The organism is Planococcus wigleyi, assembly GCF_014836985.1.
GTDB lineage: Bacteria > Bacillota > Bacilli > Bacillales_A > Planococcaceae > Planococcus > Planococcus notacanthi.
In genome coordinates, this window is record NZ_JACSPU010000002.1 from 60,143 (window position 1) to 85,766 (window position 25,624).

Here is a 25,624-nt window from a genome sequence, read left to right on the forward strand (position 1 = left end):
GTTAATCGGTTAATATTTTACTTGATTCCGGAAGAGTTTGTTTGGTGTCTCCTTTTACAATTGCAGCCCGGTCCATTGCCAATAAGAAAAATAAAACAGCATCATTACGCCGATGTAAATCGGCATTAACAGCAAACTGATTTTCAGTAGAGTTTTTGCATCGTATGAGTTTTCTTCATCCTCATAAAAGAGCAGCAATGCTTTTGAACTGACAGGGAACGTTACGCAATAGTTCATGCCGATTAAACTTAAAAAAACCACGGTAGATGGGTTTGCCCCGATTGCTTCACTGAACAGCAAGAAACCTGGGATAAAGACGATGGCACGAGTGGTATGTGAGGTAATATATAAATGGCTTGTCACGGATACGAGCAGAATAGCCAACACAATCTGCCAATCTGGAGCATCTGCAAATAGCTGGAGAAAGAACAGCATTTCTTTTTCCACCCATTTGACCACTCCTGTATCCACTAACACTTTCCCCAATGCTGCCGCTGCGGCCACAAAGATGATCAAATTCCATGAAACAGACTTCATTCCTTGTTTCCAGCTAATAATACCGTAGGTTGGTGCCATGACAAAAATCGCACCGACCATTGCCACGAAAGCAATGTCATAGCCGTGAATGCTTTCCGTCATCCAAAATGCAATCAAAGAAACCAACACGAGTAATGTCTTTTTTTCTATTGGATTCATTCGTTTTTTCACTTCGGAACGTTCAGCCATTTGGCTGTTTTCCAGCAGTTCCCCTCCATTTTTTGGCCAAAGCGTCCATTTCACAACGAAAAAGGAAACAATCGTCATCACGATGGCAAAAGGGAGTCCCCAGATGAACCACTGGATAAAAGAAATGGACTGCTGGGCTGTACTTTCAAGCAGCCCAATACCGATTAAATGTGAACCGGCTCCGATAAAAGTAGCGGAAGTGCTCATTAAGATGAGCAGCGGCGCTAACAGAACCAAGACACGTTGTTCTTCTTCCGTATATTTTTTGCTTAGTTGATTGATGATCGGCATAGCTAATGCTGCCCGACCGGAAGTGGAGGGGATAAAAAACACAGTCGCAACTATAACAGCATTTATGCCCGCCAGCACGTTTCCTTTTTTCTTTGATTTGCTCAAGATAATGACTACTAACCTCTCTGCTAATCCAGACTCTTTGACGGCATTTCCAATAATAAAAGAGCCGATCATCAACCAGATAACTTGTTCTGAAAGGGATGTATACAGCAAATCCGGTTCGGCAGCCTTCATAATAATAACGAATCCAATAAGTGAAATGGCAACAAATCCAGCTGGCATTTTCGTAGTAACCCATAGCGTCATCGCTGACAGGAAAGCGAATAAAGCAACCTTTGGCGGATAGTCCAGAGTATCGATTGACAATATAGCTAAGAAAAAGAAGACATGGAGGCCAGCAAGAACTGCCGGCTTCGAGTATAAAGAATTTCTTACAGTTAACAGCCGCTCTTTTTTAAGATGATTTTCGAATCCTTTCATCATTTTAGAGGGACACCTTCTTTAATATGCCCTGATCAGTCATCCTCCAGCCGATGGCTACTTTCCGCAATGCGGAGTAAGTGCTTTCCTCGATCCATTTCGGTGCATTTATCATAGCCGATTCCATTGAAACAGGTTTTTGAATAATACTGCTGTAGGCATCTATCCCTGCCTGGTAGTTTAATTCTGCTCCTTCTCCGATGGTTCCCGTAATTGCAATTACCGGAATATGGCTTGTTTTGGCGATTCGCGCCACTTCCGATGGAATTTTTCCGTTCGGCGTCTGGAAGTCCAAGCTGCCTTCTGCTGTAAATACGATATCTGCTGTTGAAATTTCTTTTTCTATATTGATAAAATCCATAATGATATCGAAGCGGGGATGCAGGATTGCATTGGTAAATGCCAGAAGTCCTGCCCCTAATCCTCCAGAAGCACCGCTCCCTGGCAATGAACGGACATCTAATCCTGTTTCGTTCTGTATAGCTCCCGCATATTGCTCCAATGCTGAGGATAAGACATCCACCTGTTTGGGAGTTGCTCCTTTTTGTGGTCCGAAAACGCGCGCTACACCTTTTCTTCCGCATAAAATATTCTTCCAATTACATGCGACATCGATGGATATATTCTTCAACCGGCTATCTACATTTGCTGCAAGAAGAGAGTCCACTTCCAGTAAATCTTCTCCTCCTTTGATCTGGACCGGTTGTTGTTTCTTATCAAAAAATTGGACGCCTAATGCCTGAGCCATCCCAGCGCCGCCGTCTGAAGTGCCGGAATCTCCACAGCCGATCAAAATATGGTCTATACCAAAATCGAGAGCAGCAACAATTAATTCGCCTACTCCATAAGTTGTCGTTTTTAAAGGATTCCGTTCGTCATGGGGAACAAGTTTCAACCCTGCCACTGCTGCCATCTCAATAACTGCTATTCGTTTGCCGTTCTCTTGGTAAAAGCCGAAGTAACTATCAATTTTCTTTCCGACAGGCCCGGTCACTTTTTTATTAACGATAATCCCGTCTTTTATATTGATAATGGTTTTGACAAATCCTTCACCGCCGTCAATCATTGGAATCACAACTGTATTAATCGATGGATCAAAACGTCTGACGCCCCGATCCATTGCTGCTGCCACATCTTCTGCATCCAAGCATTCTTTAAAACCAGAAGGTACGATTACAATTTTCATCTCTAAACTCCTCCTAAAACATTGATACTCTCTAAGCTACCCGTGAAATATGAGAGGAAGATGAGATGAACATGAGAATTCGAATAGAAATTAGTAAAATACTAGAAAATAATTTAATTAACCCATAAAAAGAAGACAATAAGAGAGTGACCAAAAAGACGAACTATAAAAGGCTTTTGCTTAAGCCTTTTATAGTTCGTACTTAACCAGACCATTTGGATTGGATTTTTGGTGTTTTTCAATAATCAAGCAGCCGCCCATTGTCATGCCATTGGCCATACATTTTGTTTTCTTTTGTCTGTTCAATAAATTTGTCCAACCTTTTATTGAAAAGTTCAGGGTCATGTTTATAACTTTGGATGGTATCGATTCGGATTCTTTTATAGGGTTCAGGGAAGTTCAGGAAGTTTTGATAAACTTGCTCCTCTTTTTTCAGACGTGCTTCAATCTCCTCATCGATGACAAAGGACTCCGGACGCATATCAGGCAAAACCCGCCGTCCTCTTTCCGCCATCAACCCCAATTTTTCTAATCTTCTTATCCGCTCTTTATTCAACTCGGTAAAATTGCTGTTTTTCTTCCGCGGCGAAAGACGTTGGGCTGTCTCTGTCTCGGAGAGTTTCTTTTTTGTGCTGTCGATCCAACCAAAACATAAGGCTTCTTCAACTGCGTCTAAGTATTGAACGACTCCAAGCTGTTCTTTCACACTGACAACCACCCAGCAGAATTTCTCCGTTGCGGAATTTTCTGCAAGCCATTCCCTCAGTTCCTGCCGGGTCTTCACATCGATCAGATTTTCAATTTCCATTTTGGCCCCTCCTTTTTATCAGAGATAATTGCCTTTAGTATAACGGGTAAATAAGTTGGTATGAAATAGATGATCGGCCTAATAAAGGAGTAATCTGGACAAGAATCCTTATTGTTGGAATTTCCAGATATAGTAAATCCAACTATGACGAAACGGAATACTTTATAGCACACCTAAGGAAATCGGGGAGACCTGGTTTCCTTTATTTTTTGGGGTTGTATAGTAAAAGAAAGGGAGAAACTGCGAGTTGCTGAAACTCCGCTATACATCGTTCACCAAGGCAGCAAGCAGAGGTTGCTCCTTAGTGCGCCCAGAACTCGCTTTACTTTGCTCTGTCTCTTCATAATACTGAAATTATAAGGAAAGGCGATGAATGCCATGATTTTTAGTGAACGATTAAAAAGTGAAAGAGAAAAAAAGGGGTGGTCCCAGGCAGAACTTGCTGAAAAGATTCATGTCAGTCGACAGTCCGTTTCGAAATGGGAGACAGGGAAAAACTATCCGACTATCGAAGTGATCATTGACCTCAGTGATCTGTTCGGTATCACGATAGATGAATTATTAAGGAGTGATAAGGAGTTGAAGGATAAAGTGATTCAAGACAGTAAACAATTGGCTCACCCGAAGTGGAAAACGTTTTTTGATACGGTATTTATGGTGGGGGTAGTTTTATTGGCAGTAAAAATTATACTGCTCGCTTCAAATTATTTCTTTGGGACAAACGTTGTCATACCGGAAGGAGCACCACGGTTTATTTCCAACTTCCTGCCGTTGTTCTTGATGGTGGTCGGTGGAATTGGCGGAGATTCTTTGAAAGATAAATACATTTAAGAAATTACCGCATGATGAAAAAGCAAAGAGGAGCCGGAAAATCGGCTCCTCTTTGTCTGCTTACTGCCCTCTTCATGGGTTAACTCATAATGTGGGATGCCACCGGCAATATCAGCCCCATTCCTAAATCGCGTGCTTCTTCAAAGGCTTTCCTACATAATAAAGAAAACGCGAAATAGAAGCAGAAAAGGTTTGTTATCTACACTTCTTTATATGATCCTCAGTCTGATAAAAAGGAGACGATTAGGATGAATGAACTCTACATCAAACAAAAGGTATTCAGTTTAAGCGGCAAATTTACCGTGAAGGATAAGCAACAGCAGGATGTCTATTATGTGGAAGGCAGCTTTATGCAGATTCCTAAAACCTTCTCTATTATGAATATGGCCAGAGCTGAAGTTGCGCTCATCACCAAAAAGACATTCAGTTTTCTGCCGAAATTCTTTGTTGAAGTAAACGGACAGGAGCGGTTGACGATCCAAAAAGAGTTTTCCTTGCTCAAAGCCCGCTATACGATTGATGGAACTGGAATTGAAATTCGTGGGAACTGGTGGGATATGGATTTTCAAATCCTGCAGAACGGGGAAGTGATCGGCCAGGTGAACAAAGAATGGTTCAGCTGGGGAGACAGTTATAAAGTCCAAATCTTGAATGATGAGATGGAGGAAGTGGTCATCGCCATTGTCGTAGCGATTGACTGCGTCAAGGCTGACCAGGCTGCAGCAGCTTCCGGAGGCGCATAGCCTTGTTGTAAAGATGATTAAGTTTTTTTGAAAGTTGCTGAAACAACGGCAGCTTTTTCTTTGTTTTTCAGAAACTCGAACCTAAATAAGCAATAAAAAAGGAACACTGGACTCCCATGTGGAGTGAAGGAGAAGAAACTATCGGTAAACATATCATGGAACTGCTCAGAGAGAAGGATGACGATGAACGAATTGATACTGCTCGTTGAAGACGATCAGCAAATTCATGAGATGGTGTCAAACCATCTGCAAAAAGAGGGATATAAGGTTATATCTGCGTTTGATGGCGATGAGGCGCTGCACGTTTTTTCACAGCAGGCAATACGGCATCACTTTATTGATTTCCAGCCACAACCTGGCGGAAATTGAACATATTGCCGATACGATCGGGGTAATCCGAAAAGGAAAACTGATCAAGGAAGCTTCGATGGACGAAATCCGCAGCACGCATGCCAACCACATGGAATTGGTCGTAGCGGATTATCCAAAAGCGGCTTTTGTGCTGGAAAACGAATTGAAGGCGTTGAACTTTCAGGTGAAGGAAGACAGAGGTGCCATTCATATTTATGATGACCAGCTCACACAGAATGACGTTATCCAGGCGATGGTCCGAAGCCAAGTCAAAATCGGTGCGCTCAATGATAAAAAGCAGCCTCTCGAAGATTATTTCCTGCAGCTCATAGAGGGAGGCGATTCGCATGCTTAATCTGATTAAATTGGAAATGAAAAGAATGAATTTGCCGGGGATCGCTTTAGCATTCATTTTGATCAATGCGGCGATTGTCGGCATGCTCTTGTTGTTGGGGACGGAGCCGGACGCTGTAGAAGAGTTTTTTTCAAGTGCTGAAGACATCATGATGCTGATTGAACTACTCGTAGTCGCTGCTTTTGTCATTTATGCCTCGGTCCTGCTATCTACTATGATCATTGAAGAATTTAAAAATAAAACAATTACCGTCCTATTTATGTACCCGGTCAGCCGAAAGAAATTGCTGCTGGCTAAGCTGATCATCATCAGTTTGCTGACTTTTTTTTCGTCATCGCTTCGGTGATCATTGTGTTTTACAGCTTTTCCATTTTTAATGGGATGTATTCGTTCACTCCGGTTGTATTACCGTCCGCTCTGCTGGGAGAATACGCCATCCACCTGATCGTTATAGCTATTGCTTGTGCCGGTTTATCATTAATCCCCTTGTTTTTTGGCATGATGAAGTACTCTGTTCCGGTGACGATCGTCTCCTCGGTTTTAATCGTGGCGCTTTTGTCTTCATCTGTCGATCCGGCAGGCACCAATCTGCTCTCCTATACAGCTGTCCCTCTTTTGCTTGGAATTGTTGGATTCTTTGCAGCGACTTTGGTGGTAGGCAGAGCCGTAAGGCAAAATTTTTAAAAGAAAACATGAATGAGAATGCTTTGAGGTTTTACATTCCAGTGATCTCCATAAATTGGCCGATCCAAAAACACATCAATCATAAAGAATTGCTTCTTTTTTTATTTTCAACATTAACTAATCCTTTCTCTTTTCTTAAGAAAAACTTTAAAAATGCTGATTATACTTTAGTTATCCTTTGAAAGAAGGCATGCCGGCTACAAGGCGAATAACATAATCACTGCTAGGAGGAAGAAATATGAATGATTCCATCATCTTCACCATCAATTCGAGTTCCATTTTGTTGCCGTTATTTTTGATTTTTCTGATCTATTTGCTGGTTTCCACCTTTTTCAAAAGGAATTATTATGGAATGGGCCAATTTACGCTGGTGCTGTCTTTCGCCATTTATTTATTGAGTATGCTGCATTTGGTGATTTTTCCGATTGAAGTGAATCTGGGTGAATACCGCAACCTGACCCCATGGTATAAAGCGGCTAACTTTATTCCGATTCTAACGATTGATGTAAAGACTTTTGTGTTGAACGTCATCATGCTGGTGCCATTCGGCATGTACCTGCCATTTTTGAACCGGAAAATCCAATCTATTAAACAGGCGGCTCGCCTTGGGTTTTATGTCAGCTTATCATTCGAACTCACTCAATTAGTGATTAGGATCTTGCTCGGAAGCGGAAGAAGTACAGATATAAATGATTTGATTGCGAATACATTAGGCGCTGTGATAGGGTTTTTACTAATAAGAAAAGTTTCGAAAATTTCATTGGCTCAATCCGTTTTCCATAAATTCAGCTTGGAAAAAAGAGCTGGAATAAATCGCTAGGACGGATTTTGCAGAGGAGAGGAACGAAAGTGAGCCAAACTGTTTTAATTGTGGACGATGACCGTGATATTGCGAGGCTGGCAGAGATCTATCTGAAAAACGAAGGATATTCTGTCCTTCAGGCGCAGGATGGGATAGAGGCGTTGGCAGTCATCGATCGTGTCCCTGTCGACTTGATCGTTTTGGATATTATGATGCCCCGCATGGATGGCATGGAATTCTGCCGGCAAGTGCGGAGCGACAGCCAGGTGCCGATTCTCATGCTGAGCGCCAAAGTGCAGGACATGGACAAAATCACGGGCCTCATGACAGGCGCCGATGACTATATGACGAAACCGTTTAATCCGTTGGAATTGAATGCCCGGGTAAAAGGCTTGCTTCGGCGCGCAAACTACATTCCGTCCGGCAAAGAGCATGCAAGCCTCCAGATCGGTTCCTGGATCATCGATAAAAAAGGCCATCAGGCCAGTATCCATGGCAAAGAAATCAAATTGACTTCCAGTGAATTCGATATCCTTTATTTGCTGGCTAAAAATCAAGGCACTGTCTTCAGTTCGGAGGAAATCTTTAAGCAATTGTGGCAGGAAGACAGTATGGGTTCAAATAAAACAGTCATGGTGCACATTAAGAATCTTCGGGACAAGATGCAGGCAGCCAGTCCCGGGGATGCGCTGATTCAAACTGTTTGGGGAGTAGGCTATAAAATTGAAAAAAGTCATTAAATTTATTCCCGTTTGGAAATTGCTGTTGTATGTTGTCCTGGCACTCTTATTGACAGCGGGAACAGCCCAAATGCTTCTCTATGCCTTATTTTTTCTGGAAACTCAATCTTCCCGTATCGCACAGTTCATCGAATTAAGCGGCACGTTTGGTTTAGTGCCTTTCATCATCTTGTGTATTCTGCCCTTTACTTTGTTTTTATCTCTTTTTTATCTTTACGAACGGCAGAACTATACAGAAAGCATGATGAAGAAGTTGATGGGTGAAATGGAAAGCATCGCAGACGGACGCTTTGCTCAGGAAATGACAATGGAAGACGATGGACTGATAGGAGAATTAGCCGCAAAAGTAAATCAGCTCCTTCTGCAATTGGACCAAGCGAAAAACGAGCAAAAAAAGGCAGCTGAAGTAAAAAATGATTTAATCACCAATGTGGCCCATGATCTCCGCTCACCATTAACATCCATTGTCGGCTACTTGGACTTGATCAACGAAGATCGGTATAAAAGTGAAGTGGAGCTTAGGTATTACATTCAGATCATCCATCAGAAATCCCACGAGCTCAACCAGTTGCTCAATGATTTATTCGAGTACACCTTGGTGCAGAATAAAGAGGCACTGATCAATCGAGTACCGATTAATTTGGAAGAAATGCTGAACCAATTAGCCGTCCAGTTTCAATTCCAACTGAAAGAAGCGGGTATGGAACTTCGGCAGCACGGTGCATTCACAGAAAACCCCTTTGTTATGGGAGAAGGAATAAAATTGGCCAGGGTGTTTGAAAATTTGATTCAAAACGCCATCCGCTACGGCAAACAAGGAAAGTATATCGATCTGTCAGCAACCGAATCAGAAAATCTCATTCAAATTGAAATTGCGAATTACGGCCAACCCATTCCAAGCAGCGATTTGCCCTATTTGTTTGAACGATTCTATCGGGTTGAAAAATCACGTTCCCAGTCTACAGGCGGTTCAGGATTAGGCTTAGCTATCGTAAAAAGCATCTTGGATCTGCACGATGGCCAGATCCACGCAACAAGTGCATTCGATAAAACTGCTTTTGTCGTCACGCTTCCTAAAAAGAGTGAGTAAACCTTTGCATCGGTGCAAAAAACCACGAAAAAAGACTGTCCTATCGTCATGCTTCAGGCGAAAGGGCGGTCTTTTTCTGTAAAACAACAAGCTTGTCACGACAAGCCCGACAAAGTTGACTTTCCTTATTATTGAATACGCTTCCATTTAAGCGCTATGATAAAGGAACATCATAAGAAGTGAAAAATTAGAAAGCGACCGTCTTAATTAAATGAGTTGCAACGGCAGTCGCGCTTATCCGTTTAGAGTAATTACCTAAAAACTTAAAAGGAGAGGATCACATGAACGATTCACAAATGAAAGTTCGGGTACAAAAGTTCGGCAACTTCTTGAGCTCCATGGTTTTACCGAATATTGGTGCGTTTATTGCTTGGGGATTGATCACGGCGTTGTTTATTCCAACCGGATTTTTCCCGAATGAAAAATTCGGCTCATTAGTAGGGCCAATGGTCAACTACATGTTGCCGCTGTTGATCGGGTATACAGGGGGTAGACTCATTCATGGCCAGCGGGGTGGAGTAGTCGGGACGATTGCGACAATGGGCGTCATTGTCGGAGCTCCTGATACACCGATGTTCCTGGGTGCCATGATTATGGGGCCTCTGGGAGCTTATGTCATCAAAAAGTTTGACCAATTGATCGAAGGAAAAGTCCGGACCGGTTTTGAAATGCTGGTCAATAACTTTTCTGCCGGTATTTTGGGCGGGGCACTTGCCCTTCTTGCATTTTCTGGCGTAGGGCCGGCTGTAAGTGCGTTTACCTCAGTTCTTGTTTCAGGGGTGGACTGGTTGTTGGCGGCTGGACTCTTGCCGCTGACCAGCATATTGATCGAACCGGCGAAAATTTTGTTCTTGAATAACGCCATCAACCATGGTGTGTTAACGCCTATCGGACTCGAACAGGTTCAACAAACCGGGAAATCAATCCTGTTCTTGCTTGAAGCCAATCCGGGGCCAGGTCTTGGAGTCTTGCTTGGATTTATGTTATTCGGCAAAGGCATCGCAAAACAATCCGCTCCCGGAGCGGCTATCATTCATTTCTTCGGAGGAATTCATGAAATCTATTTCCCGTATGTATTGATGAAGCCGATGTTATTGCTGGCTGTCATTTTCGGCGGAATGAGCGGAGTGTTTACGCTTGTCTTAATGGGCGGCGGACTGGTCGCACCGGCTTCCCCGGGAAGCATTTTGGCTATTGCAGCGGTGACACCGCCTGAAGGAATGGCATATGTAGCGAACTTTGCTGCCGTCATTGTGGCAACAACCGTCTCATTCCTCATCTCAGCAGTAGTCTTGAAATCAAGCAAACAGACAGATGAAGACATGGAAGAAGCAACGAAGAAAATGGAACAAATGAAAGGCAAAAAGAGTTCTATTTCCCGGGAAATAACGTCGCCCGCAACTGCTGGCAACGGTGCTTTTCCGGAAAATGTGCAAAAAATCGTCTTTGCCTGCGATGCTGGGATGGGATCGAGTGCCATGGGTGCTTCGCTTTTGCGCAAAAAGGTAAAAGAAGCGGGATTGGGCGTAACGGTGACCAATACGGCCATCAGCACAATTCCAACAGATTCTCAAATTGTCATTACGCAGGAAAAATTGACGCCGCGTGCTGAAAGCAAGGTTCCGGATGCTTACCACATTTCTGTTGATAATTTCCTGTCGAGTCCTGAGTACGATGCATTGATTGATCGTCTGCAAAATAGTGGAACGGAAGAACAACCCGAGCTGGTTGAAGAAAGTGGAGCGGTGGTTCCACATGCAGCGGAAGACGACCAGCTGTTGTTGGAGGAAAACGTCTATTTGGGGCAGAAGTTCCGGACGAAAGAAGAGGCGATCCGATTTGCAGGCCAAGCATTGGTCAGAGGCGGATATGTCGAAGAGTCCTATGTAGATGAAATGATGAAACGAGAAGAAATCACGACAACATACATGGGCAATAACGTCGCCATTCCGCATGGCACGGAAGAAGCCAAGAAATCTGTTCTTAAATCAGGCTTTACTGTTGTTCAGGTGCCAAATGGAGTAGACTTTAATGGAGAAAGTGCAAAAATGATTTTCGGCATCGCCGGAAAAGACGGCACGCATTTGGAAATCCTTTCAGGAATCGCCGTCATTTGCGCTGAACAGGAAAACGTGGACCAATTGGTGAATGCTAAATCAGCCAAAGAGTTAATCGCCATCATCAACAGCAATTAAATAGCGACAATGGAAAGGCGGGGATTCCTGCCTTTTTGTTCTATTTACATTTCCGGGTCCGGCAGAAGGCATTCTAAAGTGAAATGAGTGAGATGAATGTTTATCACATTTAGGGAAAAGTCCATTATCGAATTGATTGTCAGGACCTCGGGCCAGCATACCGTACAATCGCTGTCTTCCTATTTGGCCGTCAGTGCCCGGACCATCCAACGGGATTTAAAATCAATCGGAAAAATGCTGAAGGATTTTGATTTAACCGTCCAGCGTACGGCAGAAGAAGGTCTTTTTATTGCAGGGAAAAACGAACAGGTCTACCGGCTGATACAAAATTTGATCAGCGTCAGCCCGGCAGATGAAACTCCCGAAGAGAGAAAGCTGAAATTGCTGATCATTTTAATGGAGGAAGGCCCCTTTTTTAAAAAACAGGTGCTGGCCGGCCAATTGGGAATCAGTACAGCTACTTTAACGGCTCATTTGGAGGATTTAACCACATGGTTGCAGAAGTTCTTTATTGAAGTGTCGATAACGAGAGGCGTCGGAGTGGAAGTAGAGGGCACGGAAGCCAACAAACGCCATGCCATAAGCAATTATGTTCTCGCTTATTTTTATGAAGAAATGGTCGAATGCCTGTATTTTCTTCAACAAGGGAAAAAGCAGGAAGAGAAAATCCTTAGTTATTTTTCGCCGGACTACCTGGCTGCTGTCGATGAACTGGTGAATCGAAAAATCAATAAAGAACAAAACCGGTTGGCGGATAGCGATTATATGGGACTGGTCGTTTACAGTTGCCTGGCTCTTCAGCGGACACAGGCCGGATTCCTGCTGGATCAGGCAGACGGAATCGAAAATGATTCCGGCAATGAGTACCAATTGATGGAAGAGATTTGCAATGAATTGAAAGAGCGTCTGCGCATCCAGCTAAGTAAGGCCGATGTCCATTTTTTATCGGTGATTTTAAAAGGCTCGAAAGTACAGGAGGCTGACTTGGCCTATTATGACAATGTACTGCTTGGGCGTCTGATCAAAAACCTGATCCTCGATGTTTCGGAGCAGCTGCATGTCGACTTGGTGAATGATTTCTCGTTGTATCAAGGGCTTCTTGCGCATATGGGTCCTTCCATTTTTCGTTTAAAGCAGCACCTTGAATCGTTCAATCCTTTGACGGACGAAATCAGACGGAAATATCCGGTATTGTTTATGGCGGTCAAGCAAGGGTTGGAAAATGAATTCAAGGACTTGGCGTTTTCCGCAGATGAGACAGCCTTTATTGTCCTGCATTTCGGTTCGGCTTTACTGATGAACGAGGAGCAGGTTCGGATTAATGCAGTCGTTATTTGTCCGACAGGCATCGGGACCTCCAAGATGCTCGCAAGCCGGATCCAAAAAGAGCTCCCTGAAATCAATTCAGTGGAAGTGCTATCGCTCAATGATTTCCAAAAAACGCATTTTCAAAATTACGACCTGGTAATCTCGACAATCCGGCTGCCTGTTGCCGAAGTCGATTATATTATGGTCAGCCCTTTGCTGAGTGACAGGGATATCGGCTATATTGAAAGCTATTTGCAGAATAACGTGGAAAAGCTAACCAGCAACAAGCATTATTTGAATCCTAAAGATTTGCCCGAAGCACAAGCCGCTAGCAACCAGCCTACTATACAAACTATGCTGCGGGAAATAAAAGAAGTACAAAGCAGCATGGAAGCGATCCTGGCCAATTTTAAAGTCATCCACACACCGTTGGCAAAAGATCATTGGGAAGTGTTGCAGGAAGTGGTTGAAATGGCCGAAGCGGCTGGATTGCTAACGGATATAGCCGCGGCCATGCTGGAACTGAAAGAGCGGGAGAAGAAAGGCGGATTAGGCATTCCGGATACCCATATGGCGCTTTTCCATTGCCGAGAAGATTCGGTTCAAGAGCTGCTCTTTCAAGTGATCCATTTGGAGGTGCCCCTTACCGTTAAAGGGATGGATGGAGAAGACATGCAGATGAAGAACCTGCTGCTCATGCTGGCTCCTGAAAAGCTGACGGCCAAAGAGCAGGAAGTGCTCAGTTTGATCAGCACCAGCCTCATTGAAAGTGATGGATCGAGGATGATTTTTTCATCTTCCAATGAAAAGGCAATTCGGCAGAAGCTCGAGCATATTTTCTTGGATTATCTACAAAATAATTTGATAAAGGGATGATTAGATGAGACAAACCGTTCATTTTGGAGCAGGAAACATTGGCAGAGGATTTATTGGGGCTTTATTTTCCGAATCAGGCTATCACGTGACCTTCGTGGATGTGGCCGAACAAGTCATCAATAAGCTCAATGAAGAAAAAGGCTACCAGGTGAATCTTGCTCAATCACAGGAAGAAACGATCAGCATCGGAAATGTTTCAGGCATCAACAACATGACACATGAAGATGACGTCATTGAAGCAATCCAACAGGCTACGTATTTGACCACAGCGATCGGCCCGAATATCCTGCCGAGAATCGCACCGCTGATCGCCCGCGGGTTGGCTAAACGTGTGGCAGCAACAGATGACAAACTCTACGTTATCGCTTGTGAAAATCAAATTGGCGCAACGGATATCCTGAAACAGCATATACTGGATAATCTTGATGAAGAGACGAAGAACCAATTGGAAGGAAAGGTCTATTTCTTCAACTCAGCCGTTGACCGCATTGTGCCGATACAGGATCAAAGTTCATTGGACGTTTTAGTTGAACCGTATTACGAATGGGTCGTGGAAACGGCAGAAGACATTCCACAGGTAACGGGCATGAAAATGGTGGCAGACCTTGCACCGTTCATCGAACGGAAGTTGTTTACCGTGAATACAGGACATGCCGTCATTGCATATCTTGGTTATCTGGCAGGAAAATCGACGATCGACGAAACCTTGGCTGATGAGGAAATCGTCACGCAGGTAAGAGAAACGCTGAAAGAAACCGGGGCGTACTTGGTGAAGGAATACGGCCTTGATGAAGAAGAGCATCTCGCTTACATCAATAAAAACATTGAGCGTTTTAAAAATGCCTACCTCAACGACGGCGTCACCCGAGTGGGACGTGCACCTATCCGGAAGCTGGGTCCTGAAGACCGCCTGATCCGTCCGGCAACGCAGGCGCAAAAAGCAGGCTTGCCTTACACGCATTTAGCCAAGGCAATTGCAGCTGCGCTATTGTTCGACCATCCAGAAGATGAAGAGGCAATGAAGATACAAGAGATGATCCGTGAAACGGGTCCAGAAGGTGTCCTGAAAACAATCAGTGGCCTGTCGGAAGACAGCGATATAACCAAAGAAGTGGTGCGTCAGTATAAGACATTACAAGGCTGACAATAGGTGTCAATAAAAGCTGGATTTCCATAACAAAATAGATTCTATAGTGTGCTGAAAAGATACAATAGCCGCTTTATAAAAGAAAGCCCAAATGCTGACATTCTGGAGAATGACTGCATTTGGGCTTTTCAGGCTTAATTCCTCTTAAAACGGGCATCTTTCTTTTTTAGCTTTAGCACTTGAGGTATAATAAACAGGCAAAATCAAATGGGTATAATCCGGAAATATGATATAATTATATAATTGAAGCAGAAAAGGTGTGTTTTTTGGTTGTACCTGGCTTTTTGTATTATTTGATCAGGAGCAAGCTGCACCTATTTGCAAATATACGGGATAAGGAAGGTTATAATGGACAACCTACAGAAAAAAAGAAACGTCATCTTAATCGGTGCTGGCGTCATGAGTGCGACTTTAGGGTCTATGCTTAAGGAATTGGCACCAGACTGGAACATCAAAGTATTTGAAAAGCTTGAAAAAGCAGGGTCTGAAAGTTCCAATGAATGGAATAACGCAGGAACAGGACATGCTGCACTTTGTGAGCTTAACTATACACCGGAACAGGCTGACGGCTCGATCGACATCAAAAAAGCCATCAACATCAACGAGCAGTTCCAACTTTCAAGACAATTTTGGTCTTTCCTTGTAAACAACAAACGCATCAGCAATCCGCAGGACTTCATCATGTCGATTCCTCATATGAGTATGGTTCAGGGAGAAGATAACGTTCGTTTCCTGAATAACCGATTTGAAGCATTATCAGCCAGCCCTTTGTTCAAAGGCATGGAATATTCAGCTGATCCTGCAATATTGAAAGAATGGATTCCGCTTATCATGGAAGGCCGTCCTTCTGGTGAAGCGATTGCTGCTACAAAAATCGACTCCGGGACTGACGTCAACTTTGGCGCTTTGACGGAAATGCTGTTTGACCACTTGAAAGAAGAGCAAGTCGAAATCAATTACAAACATGCCGTAAAAGACATTAAACGCAGCAGTGACAGCACTTGGGAAGTGAAAGTGCAGGACCTTGAAAACGATAAAATTGAATACCATAACGCTGACTTCGTCTTTATCGGCGGCGGTGGCGGAAGCTTGCCATTGCTTCAGAAAACAGGCATTCCAGAATCCAAGCATATCGGCGGATTCCCGGTAAGCGGACTGTTCCTGGTCTGCAACGACCCTGAAATCGTTGAGCAGCATCATGCAAAAGTATACGGAAAAGCGAAAGTCGGAGCTCCACCAATGTCCGTACCACATTTGGATACACGTTTTATCGACAACAAGAAATCTTTGCTGTTCGGGCCATTTGCAGGATTCTCTCCAAAATTCCTGAAAACAGGATCGAATATGGACTTGATCGGATCTGTAAAACCGAACAACGTCTTCACGATGCTGGCTGCAGGAGCAAAAGAATTGTCATTGACGAAATACCTTGTTCAGCAAGTCATGCTGTCAAATGAGAAACGCGTAGAAGAATTGCGTGAATTCATTCCGACTGCCAAACTTGAAGACTGGGATGTAGTCGTAGCAGGCCAACGTGTTCAAGTAATCAAGGACACGGATAAAGGCAAAGGCACTTTGCAGTTCGGTACAGAAATTGTAACGGCTGCCGATGGCTCGATTGCTGCATTGCTGGGAGCTTCTCCAGGTGCATCCACAGCTGTACATGCGATGCTGGAAATCTTCCAAAGATGTTTCCCGGATCATGTTGGCGAATGGGAACCGAAGATTAAAGAAATGGTTCCGTCGTATGGCATGTCCTTGTCTGAAAACCCGGATCTCCTTCAGGAAATCCATACTTCAACTGCGAAAGCACTTCAATTGGACGAAAAAAGCCCAATCGAAATATGATAATACCCAAAGCCCCTTGCATCAAATCTGATGCAAGGGGCTTTTTTTGGACAGTTGCGAATGCAAAGGGCTACAATTCAATTTATACATGGTTAAAAAAGTAAATTAACAAAAAAGGAGTTTCTGAGCATGAAAAAAATCAATCAATACATTGAGACTGTTTTCACTGAACAAGATTCAGTATTGGAAGGGGTCATCTCTTCTATTGAAGAAAAAGGCATGCCATCGATTTCCGTATCACCGTCATCCGGAAAACTGCTGACGATGCTGGTTTCGGTCGCGGGCGCCAAAAACGTATTGGAGATCGGGGCGCTTGGCGGGTATAGCGGCATTTGCCTGGCGCGCGGATTCAACAGTCCTGAAGGGCGGCTGACTTCCTTGGAGCTTGAAGAACAGTATGCTGAACTGGCCCAAAGCAATCTAACGAAAGCCGGGTTTGGTGAACAGGTTTCGTACATGACTGGTGCGGCTTTAGAGAACCTCGGCAAACTGGCCGCAGAAAACCGGAAGTTTGATTTCTTCTTTATCGATGCAGACAAAGTGAACTACGAAAATTACTTGAATGGCTGCCTGAAGCTGGCAGAGCCTGGTGCATTAATCGTAGCGGACAACGTATTGGCAAGAGGGACGGTCGCAGATGACGCAGCTGAAACGAGCCGTCATACCGAAGTGATGAGGGCATTCAACCAGGTCGTGGCAAACCATCCTAAGCTCGAATCCTTATTGATTCCAATAGGGGACGGCCTGACCGTATCGAAAGTAAAGAACTGAAAAAAGAGCGTGTCTGATATTCAGACACGTTCTTTTTTGAATAGCTTCGCATAAAAGCTTATTTAAAAAACGGAGTTTTCTTTAAAGCGACGGCTACTGGGATCGCGATGATCAGTCCAACTGTGTTTTGAACGAGATTGCCAGGAATCGAAGCGGCTGGAATGATCCAGCTGCTGAAAATGATGGCTTCACCAAGGTAGTAAATAGCGACCATAAACGGGATCGAAACGACAGCGGCTAAAATATTGAACGCTGTGCTGCCGCCTTTTCTGCCTCCTGACCATGCAATCTTTCCGACCAGGTAACCCTGCAGGCCGCGTGCCAAGAAGGTGATCGGCGCCCATAAAGTCCAGCCGGAAACCAAATCGAACAGACCCATACCGATTGCGCCGGCAATCATCCCTTTTTTAGGTCCAAACAAGATGGCAATGACGAAAAGCATGGCAGTTCCGAGGTGGACAAGCCCGCCGTTTGCTGCAATCGGCAGACGGATGTTCAGTAATAATGTAGCGACAAAGACAAGTGCAATGGCCATAGAGCTTAAAATCAAATCGAAAGTACGGGAATTGGCTGCGGGTGAATAGCTGGTTGTTTTCTGCATGGTTGGTTACCTTCCTATCTTTTCTTTTTCAGATAAGATTAGCAGAGGGCTGATCCAGTTAAAAGTGCCAATTCCGAACAAAACTTAGTGGTCAGTTTAAGATTTAGTGGGACGATTCCGATTTTTCAGGAATACGTACTTCAACTTCTACCCCGAAATGGTCGGAGACGATGGGCTTATTCCGGTTGTTGAAAATGACTTCGGACGACAGTACCGGCAAGGATTTATTCGTTAAAATCAAGTCGATGCGCAGGTCTTGCTTGTTGTCATGCCAGCCGGTGATTTTCCCTTCAACAGTGGTTCCCTGATCTTTTGTACCGGCCAACTCATACGTATCGCAGAGTCCGTGGCTGATCAAGTAATCATAGCCCTCTCCCCGCAAGGCGGCGCTGTTATTGAAATCGCCCATCAGAAAAACAGGCGAATCAGATTTAACTTGCTGTAAAAGCCTGTCTGCCTGCTGTTTGAAAGGTTCTTCTTCATCCATCCACCAGCCCATATGGCAGGAATAAAAGGACAATGGAAGCCCGTAAAAATCGATTTGGGCACCGACGATTTTGCGCGTTTTCCAATAAGTGCTGTCTGTGCTTAAGCTGACAAAAAAGGATTCTTTTTTAACAATTGGGTGCTTCGTCAATATGGCGACGCCTTCTTCATAGATGCCATAGACCAAGTGGGAAAAGCTCCAGACAAACGAATAGTCCCGGACACCGATTCTTTCAAGTTCCTCCAGCAGCACGATGCCGTAATTATCCTTCTTGATATCGTCATACAGCAATTCGGCATCAATCGATTGATTGACTTCCTGAAGCGCGATAACGTCATAGGATTTCTCTTTGATGGCGTCTGCTAAATGGCGTATTTTTTCAAGCTGATTTTCTTCATGCCAGGCATGGCAATTCAAAGTCAACAGTTTCATGTCTTATAGCCTCCTGATTAATAGTTTATATAGTAAAACCCGGCTGCATTCGGAAGAAATCCGTATAAAACCGGGTTTTTAAATGGTGTTGCTGGATCAAACGACAGATTCACCATGTATAATTTCCATGATGCCCTTATCCTTAGCCGCTATTGAGCCAGACTTGTTGAGCTTGATCGATTGGCCTTCTTCAAGGTTCGTAAAGACAACTGGCGTAATGATGGACGCAGCGTTTTCAGCGATGTAATCCAAGTCCATCTCCATCAAAAGCTGTCCTTGTTCAACGAGGTCACCTTGTTCAATATGTGCAGTGAATCCTTCACCTTTCAAATTGACTGTATCAATACCGATGTGGATCAGAATTTCTGTGCCGTTGTCTGCCGCAATGCCAATGGCATGTTTGGTGGGGAAGACCGTAACGACTTTGCCGTTTACCGGAGAATAGACTTTTCCTTCTGTCGGTTTGATGGCAAATCCGTCTCCAACCATTTTACCGGAGAAGACTTGGTCAGGAACATCTGAAATCGGCAGCAACTCACCGGTAATCGGGCTGTTGAATTCCAAAGGTGTTTCTGTAGCCACTGCCGTTTCAGCAGGAGCTGCTGTTTTTTGTACGGAGCGAGGCTTTTTGCCGTTGATGATGTCCTGCATTTGGCCGCGCAGGCTGTCAGAAACGGGTCCGAAAATAGCTTGGATGTTATTGCCGACTTCCATAACACCGGATGCACCAAGTTTTTTCAATCTGTTTTTATCAACATTGCCTTTGTCTGCTACGCTGACACGGAGACGCGTGATACATGCATCCAAATGGGTGATGTTTTCTTGTCCGCCCATAGCGGCAAGGATTTCGTATGGCAATTCGCCAACTTCCCCTGTTTCTTCATCGCCTTCTTCATCGTCTTCACGTCCAGGTGTCATCAAGTTGAATTTCTTGATGGCAAAACGGAAACCGAAGTAGTAGATGACCGAGAACACAAGACCGACGACGATGACCCAGAACCATTCAGTTCTGCCAGGCATGACCCCGAAGAGCAGGAAGTCGATCAGTCCACCGGAGAATGTCATACCGATTTTAACGTTTAACAAGTGCATCGTCATGAACGACAGACCCGCGAAAACTGCGTGAATACCGAACAGAACAGGTGCAACAAACAAGAATGAGAACTCAAGTGGCTCTGTGATCCCTGTAAGGAATGATGTCAAAGCACCTGAAAGCATGATGCCGCCGACAATTTTCTTTTTCTCAGGGCGTGCACAATGATAGATAGCAAGTGCCGCAGCCGGAAGGCCGAACATCATGAACGGGAATTTACCGGTCATGAAGGTACCAGCTGTAAAGTCAACGCCGTCTTGCAATTGGGCAAAGAAGATGCGCTGATCGCCGCGGATGATTTCACCTGCAGCATTTGTATATTGGCCAAATTCAAACCAGAATGGTGAGTAGAAAATATGATGCAAACCAAAAGGAATCAATGAACGTTCAATGGTTCCGAAAACGAATGCTGCAAGCGTACGGTTTGTTTCCAGCATAAAGTGGGACAATGCGTTCAAACCGGTTTGAGCGAATGGCCAAACCAGGAACATAACGATTCCAAGAAAAACAGCAGAGAACGCAGTAATAATCGGAACAAAGCGTTTGCCTGCAAAGAATCCTAAAAACTGTGGCAATTGGATATTGAAGAACTTATTGTACATAAACGCTGCCAGAACACCGACGATAATCCCGCCGAAGACTCCGGTTTGCAATGTAGGAATGCCCAAGACATTGGCATATGCGGGATCAGTGGTCATTTCCATAGTGATTCCGCCAAAGGCTTTCATGGTGACGTTCATAATCAGGTAACCGATGATGGCAGCAAGTCCTGCTACTCCATCACCACCGGCCAGGCCGATCGCGACACCTACTGCGAACAGCAAGGGCAGGTTATCGAAAATAACACCGCCGGCTTCCGCCATAATGAATAATAATTGCTGAATCCAGCCAGCTCCCATAAACGGAACCGCTTCCAAAAACGAATCTTCTGCAAAACTTGTACCGAAAGCCAACAGGATACCGGCAGCCGGCAAGAGTGCAACTGGCAGCATGAGTGCTTTCCCGACTTTTTGCAGCGTGCCGAAAAAATTGAATGACATATAGTTTCCTCCTCGATGGTGCGAATATAAAAAATGGCCAACTGAACACATAATAAAAGGCATGAGCAGAAAAGGAAAAAGTCGATAAAAGGGCAGAAATGTCCTGTTGGTCAACTTTTCATCTTTTCATACTCATGCCTGATCGAATCAGTAACACGTATGGTCAGAATTTATGTGTCAAGCGCTGCAGATGAATCGTCAAATACATGACTTCAGCTTCATCTACGGGCTTATTCAATTGGTTTTGCATAACTTTAATGAGCTTCCAAGCAAGATTATAGCACACCGGATATTCGCTTTTCAACATGGCGGCTAATTTATTTTCTTCTCCCAAAGGCGCCCCTTTATCGGCCCTGTCGATGGCTCGGTGAAGATGCTGGATAAGGCGATGGTAGTCGATATTGTCTTTTTCCAGTTGGATGTCCAGGCTGTCTTCAATGATCTTCACCATTTTTGAAAGAAGCGCATGATACCGGTTGATATCGCGCAGGGACTTGTCTGTAACGGCGCTGTGGATATGCAAGGCGATAAAACCGATTTCCCCTTCAGGAAATGAAACGCCGGTCCGTTCCTCGACTTTTTTCACCACATCTTTGGCTACCAGGTATTCCTTTGGATACAGTGATTCAATTTCAAACAGAAAAGGATTGGAAAATTGAATGTCTTTTTTTGCCCGGTTAATGGCAAAGGCGATATGGTCAGTCAATGCTACGTGGATATGCTCGTTCAATTCCTTACCCATTTTTTCTTCAATGAAAAGCAGCAGCTCATGGATGAAAGCAATCAGCTTTTCTTCGATATAAGGAAGCAAATTGACGTATTGTTCCATTTCCTTTTCGTCTTTCAGCAAAAATGTTTTATCAGCTTCATCAAAAGGGATTGTATCGCCTTTTTTTCGATTAAAACCTAGTCCGTTGCCGATCAGGACGACTTCTTTATAAGCATCGTGGTGGGCAATGACAACATTATTATTCAATATTTTTTGAATGGTCAAGATCTGTTTCATTTCAACCTCCATCTGCCGCCTGGCTTAATGCCGGTCTGACTAGCTTGCACCAATGTTTTTTTCTTATCGGATAAACGGTGACTGGCACCGAAAATAAAAATCTGAAAAATTTTGTATCCTTTATTCTACCATTTCTATCCTTTCTGCAATAGGGTTTAATCCGGGCAGAAATAGGCATTCATTGAGTTTAGAAAAAGCAAAGCGTATACTGAGGCTGAATCATTTGTACTTAACGATCAGGAGGTCATACAGTGGCAATCAACCCTAAAGCCATCTTTTTGGATATGGATGGCACCATTTTAAATCATTTTAACGAAGTGAGCCTGGATACGAAAGAAGTTATAGATAAACTGCGAAACGAAGGCATATATGTTTTTGTGGCGACAGGCAGATCCGCAGATGAAGTGGCAGAGATGCTTCCGGAAGGATTTGCGGTGGATGGCATCATCACTGCAAACGGCATGGCGGGATACATTGGAGACGAAGCCGTATTTGAACATTCACTGCCAATGGAGTTGGTGGAAACCATCCTGGCAAAAGCGCGTGAACGCAAAATCTATTACGAGCTGTTCCCGCACGGCAGCAATCGCTTGGTGCTGGAACAGGACAGAGCATTTGTCGAAGCCGCTGTTCGAGATCCAAAACCAGATTCCGTTCAGATCAACGAATGGATTTCCCGCCAAAAAGCGATTGAAGAAGAAATTGAATGGACAGACGAAATAACCGAATCTCATTTTTCGAAATTTTACTTTTTCGCAAGAACCCGTGAGGAAATAAACGATTGGAAAATCGAATTGAAACAGCTGCAAAAAGACATGAAATTCACGATGACTCCATCTTCTCCGCATAATGCCGAAGTCATGGTGGCCGGTATCAATAAAGCATCTGGAATCGAACAGATGCTGGAGCGTTTCGGTTTAACCGGTTGTGAGACATTGGCCATTGGAGACAGCGATAACGATGTCAAAATGTTCGAGTATGTCACGCATGCCGTAGCAATGCAGAATGCAGCAGCACATATCAAGGTTCTGGTGGATGAAGTGACAGAATTTACTTGTGATGAAAACGGCGTCTATCATTACCTGAACACAAAAGTACTGGCTGGCATCAAGGCAAAAGCACCAAGATTGTAAGAGTGGAAGTGAAGGAAAGGAAATTTGACAGATGCCCCCTTGCATAGGTGGATTGCCATTTTGCATTTTCTCATGAAAACAACCCGTTCCAGAAAAGGAAAATCCTTTTCGGAACGGGTTGTTTTTTTGCCATAATATTAGTGTTGTTACTCGTCCAAGGCTTTGTTCCATGTAGGCAGACCATCGTCTTCGTCAAACTCAATGATGATATCAGTGACGTTTTTTACGTTTTCTTTGATTTTTTCTTCGATGTAATCCCGAAGATCATCGGCTTCTGCGATGGTCATTTTGGGATCGACTTCAATCTTCAGTTCAACATGGAGGCTGTCGCCTTCTTTAATAACATCCAAATCCTGAATGTCGTTGATTTGGGGATGCTGCAGGATCCGGGCACCCATTCTGGCCTGCATTTTCACATCGGCAACGCCAAGAGCTCCTGCCGCGTTATCCAAGAAGATGCGGCCGACGACGAAAATAAGAGCGACACCGATAATGATGGAGGCATAGCCGGTAGCACTGTGGAAAGGCGTATAAGTAGAGATGACAATGGCCAGCATCGCAAGAAGTGCTCCGCCGACGGCAACGTTGTCTTCTAAAAAGACCAGTTTCGAAGCAGGGTTGGCACCTTTTACATGCTTATAACTTTCCGGAATTATTTTTAATCCTTTTGTTTGTTCTTTTGGCAAATGTTCTGTAATTTCTTTCATGGCTTTGTAAAGAACAGCAGACTCCAATAGCGCTGCTGCGCCAAGCACACCGATATTCAGCCAGAACCAATCTTCTGAATGGGTGGCATCGGAAATGTGATGGATTCCTTCCACAATGGTTTCATAAGCCAGTACACCGACAATCAATACAGCCCCCAGCAGCACGAGGTTGACCAAGCGTCCGAATCCTCCAGGGAAACGTTCTGTCGGTTCTTTTTTGCTGAACGCAGAACCGATGAAAACGAAAAACTGGTTGGCGGCATCTCCGAAACTGTGCATCATTTCAGCAAACATCGCTACATTTCCGGTAATCAAATAGGCAGCGGTTTTAATAAGAGCAACTACAGTATTGACGATGGCTGCCAATAAAGCCGATTTGGTTCCGAACTTCATTAAGCCAAAAAATTCTTTCATAAAGTTTTCTCCTCTCCATTATGGCGTCGATTGGATTTAGCGCTATTTAGTTTATTTCCCTTAAGATGAACATTGAAAACCAAAGGGATCGAAAGGCATCTTATCGAAAAAATCCCACAAAAAAACAGGCGGTCGGGATGTCCCGACCGCCTGTTTTTAAAAGAAATTTAACACACGGAATCATTGGATTTAGGTACCGACAACCCGAACAGAGGGCGGAGGTACAATGCTACAAATGTTCCGGCTAAGGCCAGGATGCCCCAAATATAACCATGAAGGCTGAATGACGCAATGCCGCCGAAATAAGCACCGATGTTGCAGCCGAATGCCAAACGGGCACCGTAACCCATCATTAGACCACCAATTACAGAAGCGAAGAAGTTGCCTACTTTCACTTTCGTGAATTTGAACAAACCGCCGGCCGCTGAAGCAAGGAAAGCCCCAATGATTACACCGAAGTTCAAAATTGTCGTAGAGTCTGCAAAGATCGAAGACTCGAGCATAGCAGCATTGGCACCTTGCCAATACCCCCAGCTTGCTACATCCACGCCGAAGAATTCAGCGATTTTTGAGCCCCAAAGAGCAAATGCCGATGTGATGCCCCAAGGTGTACCACGGACCATCAATGTTACTGCATTTAATACAGCCAGAACGATCGCCGCTGCAAATAAAGGCCATGAACCGCGGAAAATCCGTTTCCATCCAGAAGCGGATGGAAGAGGTGCCATTTTCGGAGAACGTCTCTTTTTCTCAATAACCAAACTGATCAAAGCGACTAAGCCGAAAATGACAATCGATACAAGCCAAGCACCGCCATAACCGAGTCCGGTTGATGTGGCCAAAGAAATCGGCTCAAACGCCGGCATTTCTTCTGTCCAGAACGGTAAATGGTAAGCGCCGATGGTTGTTCCGATAATGAAGAACAGCAATGTCACGAACATGACAGTACGTCCGCCGCCAATGGCATACAAAGTTCCGGAAGCACAGCCGCCGCCAAGCTGCATGCCGATACCGAAGACAAATGCACCGACAACCAGACTGACGCCTACAGGCGAAACATAGCCTGCCACACCGGTTCCGAAGAACGAATAGCCATATGCCAAAATTGGGGCAAACAAAGTGACTGCCACAGCCAGCATCAGCATATGGGCCCGCATGGCTTGTCCGTTGCCGACCGATGCCAAGCGACGGAATGCAGAAGTGAAGCCGAAGCGTGCATGGAACAAGGTATAGCCAAGCAACAGGCCGATGATCAACAAGATAGGTTGTGAGATATGTTGAGTAGCCAACAAATAAATCGTCAACAAAGCGGCAACGACCAATCCGCCGACGATCAATGAAACTTGAGGACTATTTAAAGCTGTATCTTTTCGTGCAACCGGACCTTTTGCTTCGTCAACCGGTTGAACTTTCGTTATAGAAGTCATGAAATCATCCTTTTCTTAGTGAGTTAGTCGGGAATACTCAGCTATCATA

Annotated in this window: 23 protein-coding genes; 13 read left to right on the forward strand and 10 right to left on the reverse strand. The window is 44.4% G+C overall.

The features are described from left to right. Positions 1–54 precede the first annotated feature (54 nt). From H9630_RS05805 to H9630_RS05815, 3 genes are all read right to left on the reverse strand, one after another. Complete coding sequence (locus tag H9630_RS05805) at positions 55–1,503, reverse strand: SLC13 family permease (protein WP_225218412.1); 1,449 nt, start codon at positions 1,501–1,503, stop codon at positions 55–57. 1 nt (position 1,504) lies between these two features. Continuing rightward, on the reverse strand, positions 1,505–2,686 hold the full coding sequence (locus tag H9630_RS05810; protein ID WP_191714571.1) for a glycerate kinase family protein: 1,182 nt from the start codon (positions 2,684–2,686) through the stop codon (positions 1,505–1,507). A gap of 238 nt (positions 2,687–2,924) precedes the next feature. Next, positions 2,925–3,494, reverse strand: coding sequence for a YdeI/OmpD-associated family protein (locus tag H9630_RS05815; protein WP_191714572.1), 570 nt, complete (start codon positions 3,492–3,494; stop codon positions 2,925–2,927). A 378-nt stretch (positions 3,495–3,872) separates the two neighbouring features. On the opposite strand from H9630_RS05815, the gene H9630_RS05820 reads away from it, so the two are divergent. From H9630_RS05820 to H9630_RS05835, 4 genes are all read left to right on the forward strand, one after another. Continuing rightward, positions 3,873–4,325: a helix-turn-helix domain-containing protein gene (locus tag H9630_RS05820; RefSeq protein ID WP_191715064.1), complete on the forward strand. Its 453-nt coding sequence runs from the start codon at positions 3,873–3,875 to the stop codon at positions 4,323–4,325. 248 nt (positions 4,326–4,573) lie between these two features. Beyond that, positions 4,574–5,068: an LURP-one-related/scramblase family protein gene (locus H9630_RS05825; RefSeq protein ID WP_191714573.1), complete on the forward strand. Its 495-nt coding sequence runs from the start codon at positions 4,574–4,576 to the stop codon at positions 5,066–5,068. Positions 5,069–5,348: 280 nt separating this feature from the next. Further along, entirely contained in the window at positions 5,349–5,774 is a 426-nt protein-coding gene (locus tag H9630_RS05830; protein ID WP_191714574.1) for an ATP-binding cassette domain-containing protein, read from the forward strand. Next, entirely contained in the window at positions 5,767–6,120 is a 354-nt protein-coding gene (locus H9630_RS05835; RefSeq protein ID WP_191714575.1) for an ABC transporter permease, read from the forward strand. Before H9630_RS05830 ends, H9630_RS05835 begins: the two co-directional genes overlap by 8 nt. A gap of 10 nt (positions 6,121–6,130) precedes the next feature. Here H9630_RS05835 and H9630_RS05840 read toward each other — a convergent pair whose 3' ends face one another. Then, positions 6,131–6,358 (reverse strand): hypothetical protein, encoded by a 228-nt coding sequence (locus H9630_RS05840; protein WP_191714576.1) that lies wholly within the window; start codon positions 6,356–6,358, stop codon positions 6,131–6,133. 338 nt (positions 6,359–6,696) lie between these two features. Here H9630_RS05840 and H9630_RS05845 point away from each other — a divergent pair, with 338 nt between their 5' ends. The 8 genes from H9630_RS05845 (at position 6,697) to H9630_RS05880 (ending at position 17,235) form a co-directional block, all read left to right on the forward strand. Beyond that, positions 6,697–7,278, forward strand: a complete 582-nt coding sequence (locus tag H9630_RS05845; protein WP_191714577.1) for a VanZ family protein — start codon at positions 6,697–6,699, stop codon at positions 7,276–7,278. A 29-nt stretch (positions 7,279–7,307) separates the two neighbouring features. Continuing rightward, positions 7,308–8,000, forward strand: a complete 693-nt coding sequence (locus H9630_RS05850; RefSeq protein WP_191714578.1) for a response regulator transcription factor — start codon at positions 7,308–7,310, stop codon at positions 7,998–8,000. Then, positions 7,984–9,090, forward strand: a complete 1,107-nt coding sequence (locus tag H9630_RS05855; RefSeq protein WP_225218413.1) for a sensor histidine kinase — start codon at positions 7,984–7,986, stop codon at positions 9,088–9,090. Before H9630_RS05850 ends, H9630_RS05855 begins: the two co-directional genes overlap by 17 nt. A 281-nt stretch (positions 9,091–9,371) precedes the next feature. After that, the gene (locus H9630_RS05860; protein ID WP_191714579.1) at positions 9,372–11,285 is read left to right on the forward strand and encodes a PTS mannitol transporter subunit IICBA; all 1,914 of its coding nucleotides are present in this window, start codon (positions 9,372–9,374) and stop codon (positions 11,283–11,285) included. Positions 11,286–11,381: 96 nt separating this feature from the next. Beyond that, positions 11,382–13,469: a BglG family transcription antiterminator gene (locus tag H9630_RS05865; RefSeq protein WP_191714580.1), complete on the forward strand. Its 2,088-nt coding sequence runs from the start codon at positions 11,382–11,384 to the stop codon at positions 13,467–13,469. Positions 13,470–13,473: 4 nt separating this feature from the next. Continuing rightward, positions 13,474–14,613: a mannitol-1-phosphate 5-dehydrogenase gene (locus tag H9630_RS05870; RefSeq protein WP_191714581.1), complete on the forward strand. Its 1,140-nt coding sequence runs from the start codon at positions 13,474–13,476 to the stop codon at positions 14,611–14,613. 351 nt (positions 14,614–14,964) lie between these two features. Beyond that, positions 14,965–16,464, forward strand: a complete 1,500-nt coding sequence (locus H9630_RS05875; RefSeq protein WP_191714582.1) for a malate:quinone oxidoreductase — start codon at positions 14,965–14,967, stop codon at positions 16,462–16,464. Positions 16,465–16,593: 129 nt separating this feature from the next. After that, positions 16,594–17,235, forward strand: a complete 642-nt coding sequence (locus tag H9630_RS05880) for an O-methyltransferase (protein ID WP_191714583.1) — start codon at positions 16,594–16,596, stop codon at positions 17,233–17,235. 58 nt (positions 17,236–17,293) lie between these two features. Here the strand turns inward: H9630_RS05880 and H9630_RS05885 are convergent, their stop codons facing one another. From H9630_RS05885 to glcT, 4 genes are all read right to left on the reverse strand, one after another. Beyond that, positions 17,294–17,836, reverse strand: coding sequence for an ECF transporter S component (locus tag H9630_RS05885; protein ID WP_191714584.1), 543 nt, complete (start codon positions 17,834–17,836; stop codon positions 17,294–17,296). Positions 17,837–17,939: 103 nt separating this feature from the next. After that, positions 17,940–18,755, reverse strand: a complete 816-nt coding sequence (locus tag H9630_RS05890) for an endonuclease/exonuclease/phosphatase family protein (RefSeq protein WP_191714585.1) — start codon at positions 18,753–18,755, stop codon at positions 17,940–17,942. Positions 18,756–18,851: 96 nt separating this feature from the next. Continuing rightward, positions 18,852–20,888, reverse strand: a complete 2,037-nt coding sequence (gene ptsG / locus H9630_RS05895; protein ID WP_191714586.1) for a glucose-specific PTS transporter subunit IIBC — start codon at positions 20,886–20,888, stop codon at positions 18,852–18,854. Positions 20,889–21,051: 163 nt separating this feature from the next. Further along, on the reverse strand, positions 21,052–21,894 hold the full coding sequence (gene glcT / locus H9630_RS05900; protein WP_191714587.1) for a glucose PTS transporter transcription antiterminator GlcT: 843 nt from the start codon (positions 21,892–21,894) through the stop codon (positions 21,052–21,054). Positions 21,895–22,145: 251 nt separating this feature from the next. Here glcT and H9630_RS05905 point away from each other — a divergent pair, with 251 nt between their 5' ends. After that, entirely contained in the window at positions 22,146–23,027 is an 882-nt protein-coding gene (locus tag H9630_RS05905) for a Cof-type HAD-IIB family hydrolase (protein ID WP_191714588.1), read from the forward strand. A gap of 146 nt (positions 23,028–23,173) precedes the next feature. On the opposite strand, the gene H9630_RS05910 is transcribed toward H9630_RS05905, so the two are convergent. Together H9630_RS05910 and H9630_RS05915 are read right to left on the reverse strand one after the other, a co-directional pair. Further along, on the reverse strand, positions 23,174–24,148 hold the full coding sequence (locus tag H9630_RS05910) for a cation diffusion facilitator family transporter (protein WP_191714589.1): 975 nt from the start codon (positions 24,146–24,148) through the stop codon (positions 23,174–23,176). Between the two features lie 167 nt (positions 24,149–24,315). Further along, a complete protein-coding gene (locus H9630_RS05915; RefSeq protein WP_191714590.1) occupies positions 24,316–25,575 on the reverse strand; it encodes a YeeE/YedE family protein in 1,260 nt (419 codons plus the stop codon). Positions 25,576–25,624: the final 49 nt, after the last annotated feature.